At 71.6% G+C, this 15357-nt stretch carries 12 protein-coding genes; 2 read left to right on the top strand and 10 right to left on the bottom strand.

What is annotated here, in order from left to right:
* Window positions 1-52: 52 nt before the first annotated feature.
* The 3 genes from gyrB to dnaN form a co-directional block, all read right to left on the bottom strand.
* Entirely contained in the window at window positions 53-2692 is a 2640-nt protein-coding gene (gene gyrB, locus ACFQPS_RS04510) for a DNA topoisomerase (ATP-hydrolyzing) subunit B (protein ID WP_377356804.1), read from the bottom strand.
* A gap of 55 nt (window positions 2693-2747) precedes the next feature.
* A complete protein-coding gene (gene recF, locus ACFQPS_RS04505; protein ID WP_377356930.1) occupies window positions 2748-3881 on the bottom strand; it encodes a DNA replication/repair protein RecF in 1134 nt (377 codons plus the stop codon).
* Between the two features lie 241 nt (window positions 3882-4122).
* Window positions 4123-5247 carry a DNA polymerase III subunit beta gene (gene dnaN, locus ACFQPS_RS04500; RefSeq protein ID WP_377356802.1) on the bottom strand — a complete coding sequence of 375 codons (1125 nt, stop codon included), beginning with the start codon at window positions 5245-5247 and terminating at the stop codon, window positions 4123-4125.
* A gap of 394 nt (window positions 5248-5641) precedes the next feature.
* On the opposite strand from dnaN, the gene ACFQPS_RS04495 reads away from it, so the two are divergent.
* Window positions 5642-6349, top strand: a complete 708-nt coding sequence (locus tag ACFQPS_RS04495; RefSeq protein WP_377356800.1) for a phasin family protein — start codon at window positions 5642-5644, stop codon at window positions 6347-6349.
* Window positions 6350-6432: 83 nt separating this feature from the next.
* On the opposite strand, the gene ACFQPS_RS04490 is transcribed toward ACFQPS_RS04495, so the two are convergent.
* Together ACFQPS_RS04490 and ACFQPS_RS04485 are read right to left on the bottom strand one after the other, a co-directional pair.
* Window positions 6433-8052: a sensor histidine kinase gene (locus tag ACFQPS_RS04490; protein WP_377356798.1), complete on the bottom strand. Its 1620-nt coding sequence runs from the start codon at window positions 8050-8052 to the stop codon at window positions 6433-6435.
* A 167-nt stretch (window positions 8053-8219) separates the two neighbouring features.
* Window positions 8220-9392, bottom strand: coding sequence for a winged helix DNA-binding domain-containing protein (locus ACFQPS_RS04485; RefSeq protein ID WP_377356796.1), 1173 nt, complete (start codon window positions 9390-9392; stop codon window positions 8220-8222).
* A gap of 157 nt (window positions 9393-9549) precedes the next feature.
* Between ACFQPS_RS04485 and ACFQPS_RS04480 the strand changes: the two genes are divergently transcribed.
* Window positions 9550-10596 carry a sensor histidine kinase gene (locus ACFQPS_RS04480; protein WP_377356794.1) on the top strand — a complete coding sequence of 349 codons (1047 nt, stop codon included), beginning with the start codon at window positions 9550-9552 and terminating at the stop codon, window positions 10594-10596.
* A 71-nt stretch (window positions 10597-10667) separates the two neighbouring features.
* Here ACFQPS_RS04480 and dnaA read toward each other — a convergent pair whose 3' ends face one another.
* The 5 genes from dnaA to mutM all read right to left on the bottom strand — a co-directional run bounded on the left by dnaA (window position 10668) and on the right by mutM (window position 15323).
* Window positions 10668-12209: a chromosomal replication initiator protein DnaA gene (gene dnaA / locus ACFQPS_RS04475; RefSeq protein ID WP_377356792.1), complete on the bottom strand. Its 1542-nt coding sequence runs from the start codon at window positions 12207-12209 to the stop codon at window positions 10668-10670.
* Window positions 12210-12825: 616 nt separating this feature from the next.
* Complete coding sequence (gene rpsT, locus ACFQPS_RS04470) at window positions 12826-13092, bottom strand: 30S ribosomal protein S20 (RefSeq protein ID WP_012568201.1); 267 nt, start codon at window positions 13090-13092, stop codon at window positions 12826-12828.
* 138 nt (window positions 13093-13230) lie between these two features.
* Window positions 13231-14007, bottom strand: coding sequence for an enoyl-CoA hydratase (locus ACFQPS_RS04465; RefSeq protein ID WP_377356790.1), 777 nt, complete (start codon window positions 14005-14007; stop codon window positions 13231-13233).
* A gap of 27 nt (window positions 14008-14034) precedes the next feature.
* Window positions 14035-14436 carry a hypothetical protein gene (locus ACFQPS_RS04460; RefSeq protein WP_377356789.1) on the bottom strand — a complete coding sequence of 134 codons (402 nt, stop codon included), beginning with the start codon at window positions 14434-14436 and terminating at the stop codon, window positions 14035-14037.
* 14 nt (window positions 14437-14450) lie between these two features.
* Window positions 14451-15323 (bottom strand): bifunctional DNA-formamidopyrimidine glycosylase/DNA-(apurinic or apyrimidinic site) lyase, encoded by an 873-nt coding sequence (gene mutM, locus ACFQPS_RS04455; protein ID WP_377356787.1) that lies wholly within the window; start codon window positions 15321-15323, stop codon window positions 14451-14453.
* Window positions 15324-15357: the final 34 nt, after the last annotated feature.

The following is a 15357-nucleotide window of genomic DNA, read 5'->3' as shown; positions in this document are numbered from 1 at the left end:
CGAATGCCGCCAAGCTTACATCTTGTTGCAGACCACAGTCAAAATTTCCCCCTCACACGTCCAGATTGGCGACCTTCAGCGCGTTCTCCTGGATGAAGTCGCGGCGGGGTTCGACGAGGTCGCCCATCAGGGTGCTGAAGACCTCCTCGGCCTCGTCGGCATGGGAGACCTTGACCTGGAGCAGAGTGCGGTTGGCCGGGTCCAGGGTGGTTTCCCAGAGCTGGTCCGGGTTCATCTCGCCCAGGCCCTTGTAGCGCTGGATCGAGAGGCCGGCGCGGCCCTGTTCGATCACCGCGTCCATCAGGCCGGCCGGGCCGGCCACGGCGGCCAGCCGCTTCACCCGGTGGGTCAGCACGCCCGGCGTGTCGTAGACGGTACGCAGCGCCTCGGCCATGCCGTCCAGCCGGCGGGCCTCCACGCTTTTCAGCAGATCGATGTCCAGCACATGGCGGTGGGTGACGCCGCGGCGGCGGCGGGCCAGCACATAGCCGCCCACCCCGTGCGGGCCGTCCTCGATCAGTTCCGCCGTCCAGCCGCCGGCCGGCACGCCGTCCGTGCTGCCGGTGCCGCTGCCAGTGCCGCTGCCGCCGGCTGCGCTGGCGCTGCCGGGGCTGCCGTCGCCCTCGGCCGCGACGGGGCCGCCGGCCGCCTGGAGCGCCGCCGCGGCCTGCCGCACGGCAAGGTCGTTGAGGCGGCGGGCCACCTCTTCCGCCAGGGTGCGGGCGAGGTCGGGGTTGTCCAGCAGCCGCGGCGTCAGCGCCCCACTGAGGGCGGCCTGTTCCACCACCTCGCGGCTGCCGGCCTTGCGGGCCAGGGTGGTCAGCGCATGGCGGGCAACGCGGGCCTGTTCCACCAGAGCGCGGAGATCGTCGCCGCTGCGGGTCGTGCCGTCGCCCAGCGTGAAGGTCACGTCGTCCGTGCCCTGGGCGATCAGGTAGTCCTCAAGCTGGCGGTCGTCCTTCAGGTAGCGCTCCTTCGCCGTGCCGCGCTTCACGCGGTACAGCGGCGGCTGCGCGATGTAGAGGTAGCCGCGCTCGATCAGGGCCGGCATCTGCCGGTAGAAGAAGGTCAGCAGCAGGGTGCGGATGTGGGCGCCGTCCACGTCCGCGTCGGTCATGATGATGATCTTGTGATAGCGGGCCTTGTCGGGATCGAACTCCTCCCGCCCGATGCCGGTGCCCAGGGCCGCGATCAGGGTGCCGATCTCCGCCGAGGAGAGCATCTTGTCGAAGCGTGCCCGCTCCACGTTCAGGATCTTGCCGCGCAGCGGCAGGATGGCCTGGAACTGGCGCGAGCGCCCCTGCTTGGCGGAGCCGCCGGCGCTGTCGCCCTCGACGATGAAAAGCTCGGAGAGCGCGGGGTCGCGCTCCTGGCAGTCGGCCAGCTTGCCGGGCAGGCTGGCCATGTCCAGGGCCCCCTTGCGCCGGGTCAGCTCGCGCGCCTTGCGCGCGGCCTCACGGGCGGCGGCAGCCTCCACCACCTTGCCGACGATGCGCCGGGCATCGGCCGGATGCTCCTCGAACCAGGTGGCGAGCGCGTCGGCCACCACCGTCTCGACCACCGGCCGGACCTCGGAGCTGACCAGCTTGTCCTTCGTCTGGCTGGAGAATTTCGGGTCCGGCACCTTCACGGAGAGGACGCAGGTCAGGCCCTCCCGCATGTCGTCGCCCGACAGCGCCACCTTCTCCTTCTTCAGGATGCCGCTCTCTTCGGCGTACTTGTTGATGGTGCGGGTCAGGGCCGCGCGGAACCCGGCCAGATGGGTGCCGCCGTCGCGCTGGGGGATGTTGTTGGTGAAGCACAGACAGCTCTCGTGGTAGCTGTCGTTCCACTGCAACGCCACCTCCACCGTCACGGTGGTGCCGAGGTCGGAGACCCGCTCCCCGCGCATGGCGATGGAGGGCTTGTGCAGCGCCGCCTTGGAGCGGTCGAGATACTGCACGAAGGCCTCCAGCCCGCCCTCGTAGAACAGCTCCGTCACCTTCGGCTCTACGCCGCGGGCATCGGTGAAGACCAGCAGCACGCCGGAATTGAGGAAGGCCAACTCGCGGAAGCGGTGCTCCAGCGTCTGGAAATCGAACTCCGTCTTCGTGAAGGTCTGCTTCGACGGCAGGAAGGTGACCTCCGTCCCCGTCAGCGGCTGGCCGGCGCGCGGACCCGACGCCACCACGGGCGCCGCCCCCACATCCGCCAGCGGGGCGACGGCGTCGCCATGGCGGAAGGTCATCTCCCACACCCGGCCCTTGCGCCAGACGCGCAGGAAGAGGTTTTCGGAGAGCGCGTTGACGACGGAGACGCCGACGCCGTGCAGGCCGCCCGAGACCTTGTAGCTGTTCTGGTCGAACTTACCGCCGGCGTGGAGCTGGGTCATGATGACCTCCGCCGCGGAGACGCCCTCCCCCGGATGGATGTCCACCGGGATGCCGCGCCCGTTGTCCCGCACGGTGACGGACCCGTCGGCGTTCAGCGTCACCTCCACCCGGTCGGCATAGCCGGCCAGGGCCTCGTCGATGGCGTTGTCCACCACCTCATAGACCATGTGATGCAGGCCCGAGCCGTCATCGGTGTCGCCGATGTACATGCCGGGGCGCTTGCGCACCGCGTCCAGGCCCTTGAGGACCTTGATGGAGCTGGCGCCGTATTCCTCGGCGGCCGAAGCGGGCGGGGTATCGGGGAGAGCGTCCTGTGCCATCGCGGGAGTTTACCAGATCGGGCGGGAAAGACGTCTGAAAAGAGGGCGGACCATACTAGATTTTGGCGGGGGCGAGACGGGAATCCTCCACCCGCACATGGCTGGCCGCCGCCCCCAGGCCGGCGAAGACCTGGGCGTCGGTGCCGGTCATCCAGGCCTGCGATCCCGTCGCCAGGATCTCCGCGAACAGGGCGGCGCGGCGGTCGGCGTCCAGGTGCGCCGCCACCTCGTCCAGCAGCAGCAGCGGGGCGGTGCCGGTCTCGGCCCGCATCAGCCGGGCGTTCGCCAGCACGATGGCGATCAGCAGCGCCTTCTGCTCGCCGGTGCTGCCCAGCTCCGCCGGCATCTCCTTGGCCCGGTCGGTGACGCAGAGGTCGCTGCGGTGCGGGCCGATCATCGCCCCGCCCGCCTCGGCATCGCGGCGGCGGCTGTCGCGGAGCGCGCGGCGCAGCGCATCCTCCGCCTCCAGCGCCGGGCCGGCGGCGACCAGATCGTCCACCCCGCCCGCCATCGCCATGCCGGGGGCGGGGAACGGCCCCACCCCCAGGGCCGCGGCGGCGGCCAGCCGCGCCACCATGTCGGCCCGGGCCGCGGCGACGGCGACGCCCAGGGTCGCCATGCGGTCCTCCAGGGTGGCGAGCCAGGCGGGATCGGCCGGCCCCTCGCGCAGCAGCCGCGCCCGCTCGCGCAGGGCGGCCTCGTACTGCGACAGGCGGCCGGCATGGGCGGGATCGAAGCCGAACACCAGCCGGTCCAGGAAACGCCGACGGCCGGACGCCGCCTCCAGGAACAGCCGGTCCATCTGCGGCGTCAGCCAGACGACGGCGACATGCCGGGCCAGCGCGATCTGCCCCTTGGCCGGGCGCCCGTCGATCTGCACCAGCCGGCGCTCACTGTCCGGGCCGGCGGCGGGATCGCGGCCGGTGCCGATCTCCACCGGGCCGGCCGGGGTCTCCAGCGTGGCGGCGACGGCCCAGCCGGGTCCGGCCCAGCCCTCGGCCGGGCCGATCCGCTCGATCTCCGCCAGCCGGGCGCGGCGCAGGCCGCGGCCGGGGGCGAGGAAGCTGACCGCCTCCAGCAGGTTGGTCTTGCCCGCCCCGTTCGGCCCGGTCAGCACCACCGGCCGGGCATCGCAGTCCAGCCGCGCCGTCGCGTAGGAGCGGAAGCGGGTCACGGTCAGCCGGGTCACGGCGAGGCGGGCCGGCGTCGGGTCGGAAGACCGCGGGTCCGGGCTGGAAAGGACCGCAGGCGTCAAGACGGAATCCAGGATGAACGGGCGGCCCGTGGCGGGGCCGCCGGACGGGCGGAATATGGGCGGGGCGGGCCGCGAAGGGAAGGCCGGCCGGGCCGGTCAGAGCCCCGGCCCGCACCCAGACCACGCCCTGCCTGCGCCCAGGCCACGCCCGGCCCGGACGGCCGGAACCGGCCGGTCAGACCCGCATCGGCATCAGCACGTAGAGCGCGCTGGCGTCGGCCACGTCGCGCACCAGGGTGGGGCTGCCGGCATCGGCCATGGTGAAGCGGGCGCCGTCGCCCTCGATCTGCTGGGTGATGTCCAGCAGGTAGCGGCTGTTGAAGCCGATCTCCAGCGCCGAGGCGTCGTACACCACCTCCAGCTCCTCCGTCGCGGAGCCGGCCTCCGGCGAGGAGGCGGAGAGCGTCAGCACGCCCCGGTCCAGGCTGAGCTTCACCGCCCGCGACTTCTCCGTGGAGATGGTGGCGACGCGGTCCACGGCGGCGGCGAACAGGCGGGGATCGACCTCCAGCACCTTGTCGTTGCCGGTGGGGATGACCCGCTCATAGTCCGGGAAGGTGCCGTCGATCAGCTTCGAGGTCAGGGTGATGGCGTCGAAGGCGAAGCGCACCTTGGTGTCGCTGAGCTGCACCTCGATACGGTCGGCCGCCTCGTCCAGCAGCTTGCGCACCTCCAGCACCGCCTTGCGCGGGATGATGACGCCGGGAATGCCGGCGGCCCCCTCGGGCAGCGGCATCTCCACCCGCGCCAGCCGGTGGCCGTCGGTGGCGACGGCGCGCAGCACCGGCGTCTCGCCGCCCGCCCCGCGCGAGGTCGAGGCGTGCAGGAAGATGCCGTTCAGGTAGTAGCGCGTCTCCTCCGTGCTGATGGCGAACCGGGTGCGGTCGACCAGCGCCTTCAGGTCGGCGGCGGAGAGCGAGAAGCGGTGGCCCATGTCGCCGCCGGACATGGCGGGATAATCGTCCACCGGCAGGGTGCCCAGCTTGAACTGCGACCGGCCCGAGCGCAGCGTCAGCAGGTCGCCGGTGGAGTCCAGCTCCACCTGGCTGCCGTCGGGCAGCTTGCGGGCGATGTCGTAGAGGGTGTGGGCGGGAGCCGTGGCGGAACCGGGGCGCGCGATGTCGGCCGGCACGGATTCCACGATCTCCAGATCCATGTCCGTCGCGGTCAGCGACAGCTCGCCGTTCTCGGCGCGCAGCATGACGTTGGACAGGATCGGAATGGTGTTGCGCCGTTCGACGACGCTCTGCACATGCCCGAGGGATCGAAGAAGGGCCGCACGCTCGATCGTGATCTTCATCGCGGTATCGCGTTCCGTCTCTTTTTCCGCCTCGCGGCCGCCCGTGCGGGGCGTGCGTGCGCCGTCGGGTGCGGCGCGGCGGGTGTTGCACTTTCTCGCCTCCCCCGCGGAGGGCCGACACCATAGCATAGACCGGGCGCGGGGACAGCGCTTCGTTAACTGCCGGCCGGGCAGGTGGCAGGATCGGCGGCGGATCAGCGGTCCGGAGCGCCGGAACCGCCGGTTGAACGGCGAAGACCTCAGCCATCCGCGCCCGCCCTCCCCCTCTTGCCGCAATGCAGCATGGGGTGGCGCCGTCCCATATGCCGGCCGCGCCCACCGCAGGGCGGGCGCTCCCGGTCCGCGGGCGAGTCCCGCGCCGACCAGGGTCCCCAGCAGAAGGATCGACGCCGCCATGGCTGCACAGAACCAGACCGACGCCCGCACCACCGCCGGTACGTCCCGGACCGACGCGCCGCGCGCCGGCCAGTCCCCGCAGCGCGAGGGCGATGCCCAGCACGACACCCGCAGCACCGGGACCGCCCGGAACACGGCGGAGGATGCCGGGCGCGAGAGCACCGACACCTCCCGCCGGACGGCCCGCGAGGTGGCCGACCGCGTGGCCGACACCGGCCGCGATCTGGCCGACGCCGGCGCCACCATCGCCCAGCGCAACTCGGAGACGACGCGGACGGCCGCGCGCTCCGCCACGGACGCCGGCTCGTCCGTGCTGCGTCAGGTGTCCGAGCAGATGAACCGCATGGTCGATCTCTCCACGCCCGAGGCGCGGGACGCGGTGGAGCGGACCTCCCGCAACATGCGGGTCGTCGCCCGCTGCGGTACCGCCGTCGCCGAGCGGTCGCAGCCGATCGTCCAGGAACTGGTCGCCTATTCGCAGCAGGCCGCCCAGGTCCAGCTCGACGCCCTGAGCCGGATCAGCCGGGCCCGGACCCCGGTCGAACTGGCCGCGGCCCAGGGCGAGTATCTGCGCACGGGGCTGGAGCTGTGGTTCCGCAGCGGCCGCCGCATCGGGGAGGAGATGCTCCGGCTCGGCGAGCAGGTGGAGCAGATGATCCGCGAGGAGGAGCGCGCGGAGGAGCCCCGCACCGGCACGGCGGGCTGAGCACGGGTCCCCTCCGGGTCTGCCGCCGGACGCCTGGAACGTCGGAGCCCGCGGCCCGGCGTTTCCGGTCCGGGGCGACCGGGTCAGAGCCGCTCCACCGTCAGTTCGAAGACGGTGCCGCCGTCGCTGTAGAGGCGGTGGCGACCGCCGACCTGGCGGACCAGGGCGTCGATCAGGGTCATGCCGACGGCGCCGCTGCGGGGCGGGTCCGCGGCCAGACCGGGGCCGTCGTCGCGGATGCGCAGGAACAGGCCGGGAGCGTCTCCGGCACCGTTTCCGGGACCGGCCCCGGAAGCATCCGTCCCCTCGCCCCCGCCGCGGCGCAGGGTGATGCCGATGCGCCCGCCGCGGCCGTCGGCGAAGCCATGCTTGAAGGCGTTGGAGACGACCTCCGACAGGATCAGGGCGAAGGGCACCGCCTTTGCCGGGTCGATCTCCAGCGGCGTCAGGTCGAGGTCGAGCGCGATGCCCCGCTCGGCGGCGCCGTAGGCATCGGCGAGCGCACCGCCCAGGCGCCGGATGTAGCCCGCCAGATCGACCCGCCCCCCCGTGTCGGACTGGTACAGCACCTCGTGCAGCAGGCCGATCGACTGCAAACGCTCCTGGGTGTCGGCGAAGGCGGCCCGCACGGCGGGATCGGTGAACCGGCCGGCCTGGACCATCAGCAGGCTGACCGTGACCTGGAGATTGTTCTTCACCCGGTGGTGGATGTCCCGCACCAGCAGGTCGCGCTCGGCAAGGGCGGCGGAGAGGCGCCGGCCGGCGGCCTCCGCCTCCTCCAGGGCGCGCTCCTCCCGCGCGGCCAGACGCAGCCCGACGATGCCGAGCCCGGCCGTGACGGCGGCGATCACCCCCAGCAGCAGGACGCTCCAGCGCAGGCTGGTATCGAAGGGGGCCAGGATTTCGGCCAGCGGCAGGCTGGCGGCCACCACCACCGGCCAGCGCTCAAGCCGCCGCCAGGAGACCATCATCTCCCCGCCCCCTCTCGGCGGGGCGAAGACGGCCGTGCCCTGCGCCTCCGTCAGAACGGCGGGCGGCAGCAGGTCCGCCGCCGTCAGGCCGAGCTGGTCCGCGGTCAGGCCGGTGCGGGCGATCAGGCGGCCGTCGTCGCCGATCAGGGAGAGCACCAGCCCGCGGCCGACATCGCTGCCCAGCGAGACATCCTGGATGAAGGCGGGGCGCACGGCGACCTGGACGATGCTGTCCAGCGCCCCGCCGGCCCCCCGCACGGCCCGGGTACAGGTGAACAGGATCTCGTGCGTCATGCGGCTGAGGATGGCCTCGCCGATATGGCTCTCCCGGTCGCCTTCGGTATGGGCCCGGAACCAGGGGCGGTCGGAGAGATCGACGGCGGGCGGGACCTCCCAGGCCGAGCCCGCGACCGGCCGGCCTGCGGGATCGACGATCATCAGATAGTCGTTGTTGGCGGTGCGGGCGGCAAGATCGCTCAGGAAGCGGGCCGTCTCCCGGGCTGTCTCCGGCCGGGCGGCCAGCACCTTCGCCCCGCCCTGGGCGGCGACATGATCCACCACGTCCTCGACCACCAGCTCGTTCACGTCGAAGGTGCGGGCGGCGTATTCCTCCAGCACATGCGCCATGTCGCGGGTGGCGGCGGCCCCGTGTTCCAGGGCCTGACCGTATTCGTACCAGAGGAAGGCCGCGCGGGTGGTCACGGCGGCGATCATGAAGAACGCGGCAGTCACGCAGATGACATGCCTTGTCCGCCAGCGCCGATGATCCATCAGGGATGTGCTCCGACAGAACGGAGGGTCCGTTTAGACCAACGGCGAAGCCAACGTCAATCAAACCGACAGAAAAAACACAAATGACACAACCCGAAAGAGAGTATTAGCCGGGTCGGACCGGCCCCTCATCCGATCCTGTCCACGACGACGTCGATCCGGGAGACGGACACTCCGGCCAGATGGGCCAGCCGGCGGCGCAGCGGTCCCAGTTCCCGCCGGGCCAGCTTCTCCAGCGGCTGCACGGTGACGCTCCAGCCCGCAGCGGTGCGCCGGTGCGTCCAGGTCGCCACCACCCGGCCCTGGCGCAGCACCACGGCGCTGATCCAGCCGGCCGTGCGGTAGACCGCCTTGCGGTGACGGTCGTCCAGATACTGCCCGGTGTCGGCATGGGCCAGCAGCCAGGGATCGAACAGGGGCAGCGCCGTCAGGTGGCCGGGCTCCGGCTCGGCCGTGCGCAGCGCCGCTTCGTCCGCGGCCAGGACGAAGGCGCGGCGCCCGGCCAGATCGACGGGCAGCAGCTCCGGCGCCAGATCGGCGAAGGCCTGCGGCACCGTCGCTCCCGGCAGGCCGGTGAACTTGCGGAAGTCGGCCACGCCGGCGGGGCCGTAGACGGCGAGGTAGCGGCGCAGCAGGGCCGCCATCGCCACCCGCCCCTCCGGCACGGGCGGCAGGTCCACCCAGCGCGGCAGGCTGACGAACAGCGCCTCCACCCCCGCCTCCCCCTCGGTCCGGGCGGGGCCGTGGCAGACATGGCCGAGCGCCGCGGCCAGCTTGATGATGCCGCCCCAGCTGTGCTCCAGCCAGGGCCGCGCCCACTCGCCCAGCCGCGGGGTCAGCAGGCGGGACAGGTCCATCCGGCTGTGCGGTCCCGCCGCCACCGCCTCGGCCACGGCGGCGACCAGCCGCTCCACCTGGTCCGGCTCCAGCCCCTCGCGCGCGTACCAGCGATGGTAACCGCCGGAATAGAGGCGGCGCAGGGCCAGGATCAGCCCGAGATCGTCCCGCGCCGTCAGATGGAGGGTGGAGCGCTGCGCCCACAGCTTGACCAGCGTGCGGTCGGCATAGAGCGCCCGCTCCACCGCCGCGTCGGGAAAGCCCGCGGTGCGGGCGCGGAGCTGGAGCACGGCCGCCGACTGCACCTGCGCCTGCGCCCCCAGCAGCGTCCGTGCCACGGCGACAGGATCGGCGGCGGGCGCCACCAGATGCTGGCGGGCGAGGCGGAAGGCCAGCGCCTGCGGCAGCCCGACGACGAGAGGAACGGCGGGGGGACCCTGGGGCGGGGGGGCATCCTCGGACATGCCGGGATGTTGCCTGTCCGTTCAGGTTCTGGCAAGGCGCCGCAGCCGGTGCAGCAACCTTGAAATGCAGCGGGCGGCGGGTCAGAATCCGCCCGTCATGTCCGTATTCGCTCCGGGGCCGGGTTCCCGGCGCCTGGACCGTATCCGGGGAGAGGCCGTGCTGCGGACATCGTGGCTGCAAACCGCGCCGAGGGAAGTGGCCCTGCGGGTCACCGCCATCTATGTGGTGGTCGGCGCCCTCTGGATCGTCGGGTCGGACTATGCGGCCGGGACGCTGCTGGCGCATGCCGTGGCCCCGGATCTGGTGCAGACGGTCAAGGGCCTGCTCTTCATCGCCGTCTCCGCCGGCTTCCTGTTCCTGGCCGTGCGCCACTGGGTCGGCCAGATCGCCGACCGCTCCTCCGCCTCGCTGGCGGAGACGATCCGGGCCGAGCACGCGCAGGAGCGGGCGCGGCTGGAGGCGGAGGCGCTGGCCCGCGCCAAGTCGCAGTTCATGGCCAGCATCAGCCACGAGCTGCGCACCCCGCTGAACGCCGTGATCGGCTTCGCCGAGCTGATGGAGACCATGGCCGGGCAGATGACGCCGGAGCAGATCCGGGACTATGCCGCGGAGATCGGCGTCGGCGGCCGCGGCCTGCTGGCCCTGGTGCAGGACATCACCGCCGTGGCCGAGGCCGATGCCGGTCAGGCCATGCGGATGGAGTCGGTCAACCTGCTGGAAGAGGTGGAGCGGACCCTGCGTCTGGCCGTCTCCCGGCATACGGCCGAGCGCCGGCCCGTGACCGTCCACATCGACCCGGAGACGGTGCTGCGGACGGACGGGACGGCGTTGCGCCAGATCCTGTTCGCGCTGATGGACAACGCCATCCGGCACACGCCGGTCGGCACCGCCGTCACGGTTTCGGCCGTGCCGACCCCCGGCGGCGTCATGCTGGTGGTGGAGGATACCGGCCCCGGCCTGCCGACGGAGGTGCTGGCCCGGCTGGGCGAGCCGTTCCTGCGCGGCGGCGACCCGCTGATCGCGGGGCGCGGGCTGGGGCTGGGGCTCTATCTGGTCTGCCGGCTGTCGCGCCAGCTCGGCGGCGGATTGCAGGGCGGCAACCGGCCCGACGGCGGCGGGGCGCGGCTGACCGTGGTGCTGCCCGACGGCCCGGCCGGCACCCTGCTGAGCCCGCCGCCGCCGGCGATCCCGCCCAATCTGTAGCAGGCCGCGCCGCGGCAGCGCGGCAGGCCCGGGAGTTGCCGGCCGGGGCAGTGTAGCCGGCCGGAGCGGCGTCAGCCCTCCAGCATGCGGCGCAGCAGTTCCACGTCCTCAGCGAAGGCCGGATCGGTGCCGCACAGTTCCTCCACCTTGCGCACGGCGTGCATCACGGTGGTGTGATCGCGGTCGCCGAACTTGCGGCCGATCTCCGGCAGGCTGCGCTGGGTGAGCTGCTTGGCGAGATACATCGCCACCTGCCGCGGCCGGGCCACGGCCCGGGCCCGGCGGGCGCTGCTCATGTCGGAGAGGCGGATGTTGAAGTGCTCCGCCACCTTCTTCTGGATTTCCTCGATCGTCACGCGCCGGTTGCTGGCCCGCAGCAGGTCGTGCAGCACCTCCTGCGTGGATTCCAGCGTGATGGCGCGGCCGACCAGCTCGGCATGGGCGACGATGCGGTTCAGCGCCCCTTCCAGCTCGCGCACGTTGCTGGTGATCTTGTGGGCCAGGAACTCCAGCACCTTCTGGGGGATCTTGGCCCCCATCTGGTCCGCCTTCTGTTGCAGGATGCCCAGGCGCAGCTCATAGGTGGTGGGGTGGATGTCCGCCACCAGCCCCCAGCCCAGGCGGGAGCGCAGCCGCTCCTCCATCCCCTCCAGGTCCGACGGGCTCTTGTCGGCGGAGATGATGACCTGCCGGTTCTGGTCCACCAGGGCGTTGAAGGTGTGGAAGAACTCCTCCTGCGTGGAGTCCTTGCCGCTGATGAACTGCACGTCGTCGATCATCAGCACGTCCACGGAGCGGAACTGCTCCTTGAACGCCATCGTGTCCTTGAAGCGCAGGGCCCGGATGAACTGGTACATGAACTTCTCGGCGGACAGGTAGATCACCCGCCGCGAGGGGTCCTTCCTGCGGATGTGCCAGGCGATGGCATGCATCAGGTGGGTCTTGCCGAGGCCGACCCCGCCATAGAGGAACAGCGGGTTGAAGGTCACGGCGGAGGCGTCGGCCACCCGGCGGGCGGCGGCGAAGGCCAGCTCGTTCGGCTTGCCGACGACGAAGTTCTCGAAGGTGAAGCGGGGATCGAGCGGGGCGGACAGGTCCTCCCGCTCCTCCGACGCGGCCAGGGCGGCCGCGGGCGCCGGCTCCGCCTCGGCGTAGGCGGGGGCCAGGGTCGCGGCAGCCGTCGCCGCACCGTCCGGCATCGCTTCCCCGCCGGCGCGCGCAGCGGCCCGGGGCCGGGCGGCGGCCGGGGTTCCGGACGCCCGGGACCCGGAGGCAGCGATCCCGGAGTCCGGGAGGGCAGAGGTGTCGGCCCCGGCCTTCTGGGGGCCGGGCTTCTGGCTTTCGGACTTCTGGCTGGTGGCGACGACGATCTCCACCGACTGCACGCCGGGATTCTCACCGGACCAGAGGGCGCGGATGCGGTCGGCGTAGTGGGTCCTGATCCAGTCGCGCATGAAGCGCGTGGGCACCATGATGCGGACCTGCCCGCCGTCGAAGTCCCCGACCGTCAGAGGCTTCAGCCAGCTCCGGTAGGCGGTTTCCCCGACTTCGTCCTTGAGCCGCCCGCGGACCTTGGCCCATTGCTGATCGAGCGATCCCTGCTGAACCGACATCTACCCCGCTCCCGCAAGTCCCCTGCCCCGCCCGGCCGCGCGCAGCGCGCGCGCCGGACCAGGGCATCCTACCCGTGCCCCGATACGCAAACGTCAAATCCCGCTGTGACGGCCCCGGCCGGGGTCCGCCCCATGGGATCGCAGCCCTGTCAGTTGCCGACCGGCCACACGATGGAAAATGATCCGCCCCAGGTCATACAGACAGATCAAAGGCTGCCCGACGCCCCTTTTTCAAGGGGCGGCGAATGTCCATGAATACATTTGTAAATCAGAGGAAGAGCGGGATCGCCAGCACTTCAGGATGAAGCCGAATGATCATTCCAGGTCTGCTTCCCAGCCCTTCAGCACAGAAGAGACGAAGGATTTTCTTCGCTTGCGTTTAGCCCCTTCGCGCGTCGGGAGATGCTAGTCGCCCGGCTCCGGACTCGCAACAGGATCGAAAAGGGAACGGCATAAAAAGCAAAAATCGTGCGCCCGGCGGCGGAGTCGCGGACATGCCGGGACTCGCGGCCGGGGCGGCGGGACCTTGCCGCCACCATGCGGGCACAACAAAGGCCGCGCAGCGCAGGACTGCGCGGCCGTCGCCGGGACGGACCCGGTCCGCCGGAGCAGAGGATCAGGCGCCGAGCGCCTTGATCCGCTGGTTCAGGCGGGAGAGCTTGCGCGAGACCGTGTTGCGGTGCAGGACGCCCTTGGTGGCGCCGCGCATCAGCTCGGGCTGGGCCTCACGGAAGGCCTCGTTGGCCGCCGCCTTGTCGCCGCTGGCGATCGCCAGCTCGACCTTCTTCACGAAGGTGCGGATACGGCTGATGCGCGCCCGGTTGATCTCGGTGCGCTTCTTGATCTGACGGATACGCTTTTCAGCGGACTTATGATTTGCCATAGGAGACCCTTCGCGGACACGCCGGTGCCGTTGGAAGCGGCGCTTATAGTTCGGGGACGGGGTGCGCGTCAAGCGAGTCAGAGCGGGGGGCTGCGCACCCGTCCCATGTGCCGCAGCCCCTTGCGGCGGAAACTGATTTCAGCGGTCGCGGAAGTTGGGCTGCCGCTTTTCGACGAAGGCGCTCATGCCCTCCTTCCGGTCCTCCAGTCCGAAGGTGGAATGGAAGACACGCCGCTCGAACAGGATACCCTCGGCCAGGGTCGATTCATAGGAGCGGTTGACGCATTCCTTGGTCATCATCGCCACGGGCAGCGACATGGACGCGATGCGGTCGGCGATCTTCAGCGCCTCGTCCAGCAGATCGGCGGCCGGCACCACCTTGGCCACGAGGCCGGCGCGCTCCGCCTCCTCCGCCGTCATCTGCCAGCCGGTCAGACACATCAGCATGGCCTTGGACTTGCCGACCAGCCGGGTCAGGCGCTGCGTGCCGCCGGAGCCCGGGATGGTGCCGATGGTGATCTCCGGCTGGCCGAACTTCGCGGTGTCGGCGGCGATGATGATGTCCGCCATCATCGCCAGCTCGCAGCCGCCGCCGAGGGCGTAGCCGGCGACGGCGGCGATGGTCGGCTTGCGGCAGGTGCCCAGCCGGCCCCACTTGCGGGTGATGAAGTCGCCCAGATAGGCGTCCATGTGCGACTTGTCCGCCATCTCCTTGATGTCGGCGCCGGCGGCGAAGGCCTTCTCCGACCCGGTGACGACGATGACATGGATCTCCGGATCGTCCTCGAAGGCGTCCAGCGCCGCCTGGAGGTCGGTGACCAGCCCGTCGGACAGGGCGTTCAGCGCCTTGGGCCGGTTCAGCCGGACAAGGCCGACGCGGCCCCGCGTCTCCACCTGGATGTTGTCGTAAGGCATTGTCGCTTTCCTCTCCGGGTTGGATCGTCAGTTCCTGTCCTGCGGCGCCAGGGTGAGGCGCACCAGGGTGCGCCCCTGGGCCCGGTCCAGCCGCAGCTCCAGCCGTTCGCCCTCGCGCAGCCAGCGCCCCGCCCCGGCCGGCTTCCAGCCGAGCTGCGGCAGGGTGCCGTCGTAGAAGGCGCGGACCTCGGCCAGCGGTGCCGGCCCGGCCGCCACCGCCTGGACGATGCGGCCGCCCGGCTTGTCGAACACCACCGTCTCGTCCGCCAGGAGGACGAAGCCGGGCATCAGCGGCAGGTCCTCCGTCCCCGCCACGAAGGCCCCGTCCGCCGCCTGTCCCGTCCGGGTCCAGGGCGCCGGCAGGGCCACCAGACCCGCCAGCAGCACGGCCGTCAACAGCAGGGGGCGGGCGGGGGCGGGCGGACGCATGGGGCTGTCCTACATCAGCGCTGGTGGCGGGGACAATAGAAGGTGGACCGTCCGGACTGGACGATCCGGGCGATGCCCCCGGTGCGGACAGGGTCGCAGTCGCAACCGGGGCAGGGCTCGCCCTCCCGGCCGTAGACCTTGAAGCTGTGCTGGAAGTAGCCCAGTTCGCCGTCCGACTGTACATAGTCGCGCAGGCTGGAACCGCCGGCGGCGATGGCCTCGGTCAGCACGTCGCGGATCGCCGGAACCAGCCGCGCGGCCCGCCGGCCGGCCACCGTATGGGCCAGCCGGCGCGGGCTGATGCCGGCGCGGAACAGCGATTCGCAGACATAGATGTTGCCCAGGCCCGCCACCACCGTCTGGTCCAGCAGCGCCGCCTTGATCGGCGTGATCTTCCCCGCCAGCCGGCGCGACAGCTCCAGGGCGTCGAAACCGTTGCCCAGCGGCTCCGGCCCCAGGCAGGCCAGCATCGGGTGGCTCTCCAGCAGCGCTTCCGGAAACAGGTCCATGAAGCCGAAGCGGCGCACGTCGTTGTAGGTGACGACCCAGCCCTGCGCCTCGCCGGGCGGGGGATCGGTCTCGAACACCAGATGGTCGTGCGGCCCCGGCGGCCCCGGCGGCCCCCGGCGTACGACCAGCGTGCCGGACATGCCCAGATGGACCAGCCAGACCAGCGGCCCCTCGGCGCTGCCCTCCAGCCGGATCAGCAGGTACTTGGCCCGGCGGAACAGCCCGGCCACGCGCAGCCCCGTCAGCCGGGCGGCGAAGCGCTCGGGCAGGGGAAAGCGCAGGTCGGGCCGGTACTGCGCCACCCGCACCAGCACCCGGCCCGCAATCTTCATCTCCAGGCCGCGGCGGACGGTCTCGACTTCGGGCAGCTCGGGCATCGGGACTTCCTCGGGGACGGCGCGGGCGGCATCA

It is taken from the genome of Rhodocista pekingensis, assembly GCF_042665545.1.
Classification (GTDB): Bacteria; Pseudomonadota; Alphaproteobacteria; order Azospirillales; family Azospirillaceae; genus Rhodocista; species Rhodocista pekingensis.
This window is presented reverse-complemented; position numbering and strand designations above follow the sequence as displayed.

Excerpts from the sequence above, each read along its gene's own strand:
- ACFQPS_RS04465 (WP_377356790.1), bottom strand. The coding sequence starts at position 14,007 with ATGCCTTACGACAACATCCAGGTGGAGACGCGGGGCCGCGTCGGCCTT.
- gyrB (WP_377356804.1), bottom strand. The coding sequence starts at position 2,692 with ATGGCACAGGACGCTCTCCCCGATACCCCGCCCGCTTCGGCCGCCGAG.
- ACFQPS_RS04460 (WP_377356789.1), bottom strand. The coding sequence starts at position 14,436 with ATGCGTCCGCCCGCCCCCGCCCGCCCCCTGCTGTTGACGGCCGTGCTG.
- ACFQPS_RS04485 (WP_377356796.1), bottom strand. The coding sequence starts at position 9,392 with ATGTCCGAGGATGCCCCCCCGCCCCAGGGTCCCCCCGCCGTTCCTCTC.
- dnaA (WP_377356792.1), bottom strand. The coding sequence starts at position 12,209 with ATGTCGGTTCAGCAGGGATCGCTCGATCAGCAATGGGCCAAGGTCCGC.
- dnaN (WP_377356802.1), bottom strand. The coding sequence starts at position 5,247 with ATGAAGATCACGATCGAGCGTGCGGCCCTTCTTCGATCCCTCGGGCAT.
- ACFQPS_RS04495 (WP_377356800.1), top strand. The coding sequence starts at position 5,642 with ATGGCTGCACAGAACCAGACCGACGCCCGCACCACCGCCGGTACGTCC.
- rpsT (WP_012568201.1), bottom strand. The coding sequence starts at position 13,092 with ATGGCAAATCATAAGTCCGCTGAAAAGCGTATCCGTCAGATCAAGAAG.
- mutM (WP_377356787.1), bottom strand. The coding sequence starts at position 15,323 with ATGCCCGAGCTGCCCGAAGTCGAGACCGTCCGCCGCGGCCTGGAGATG.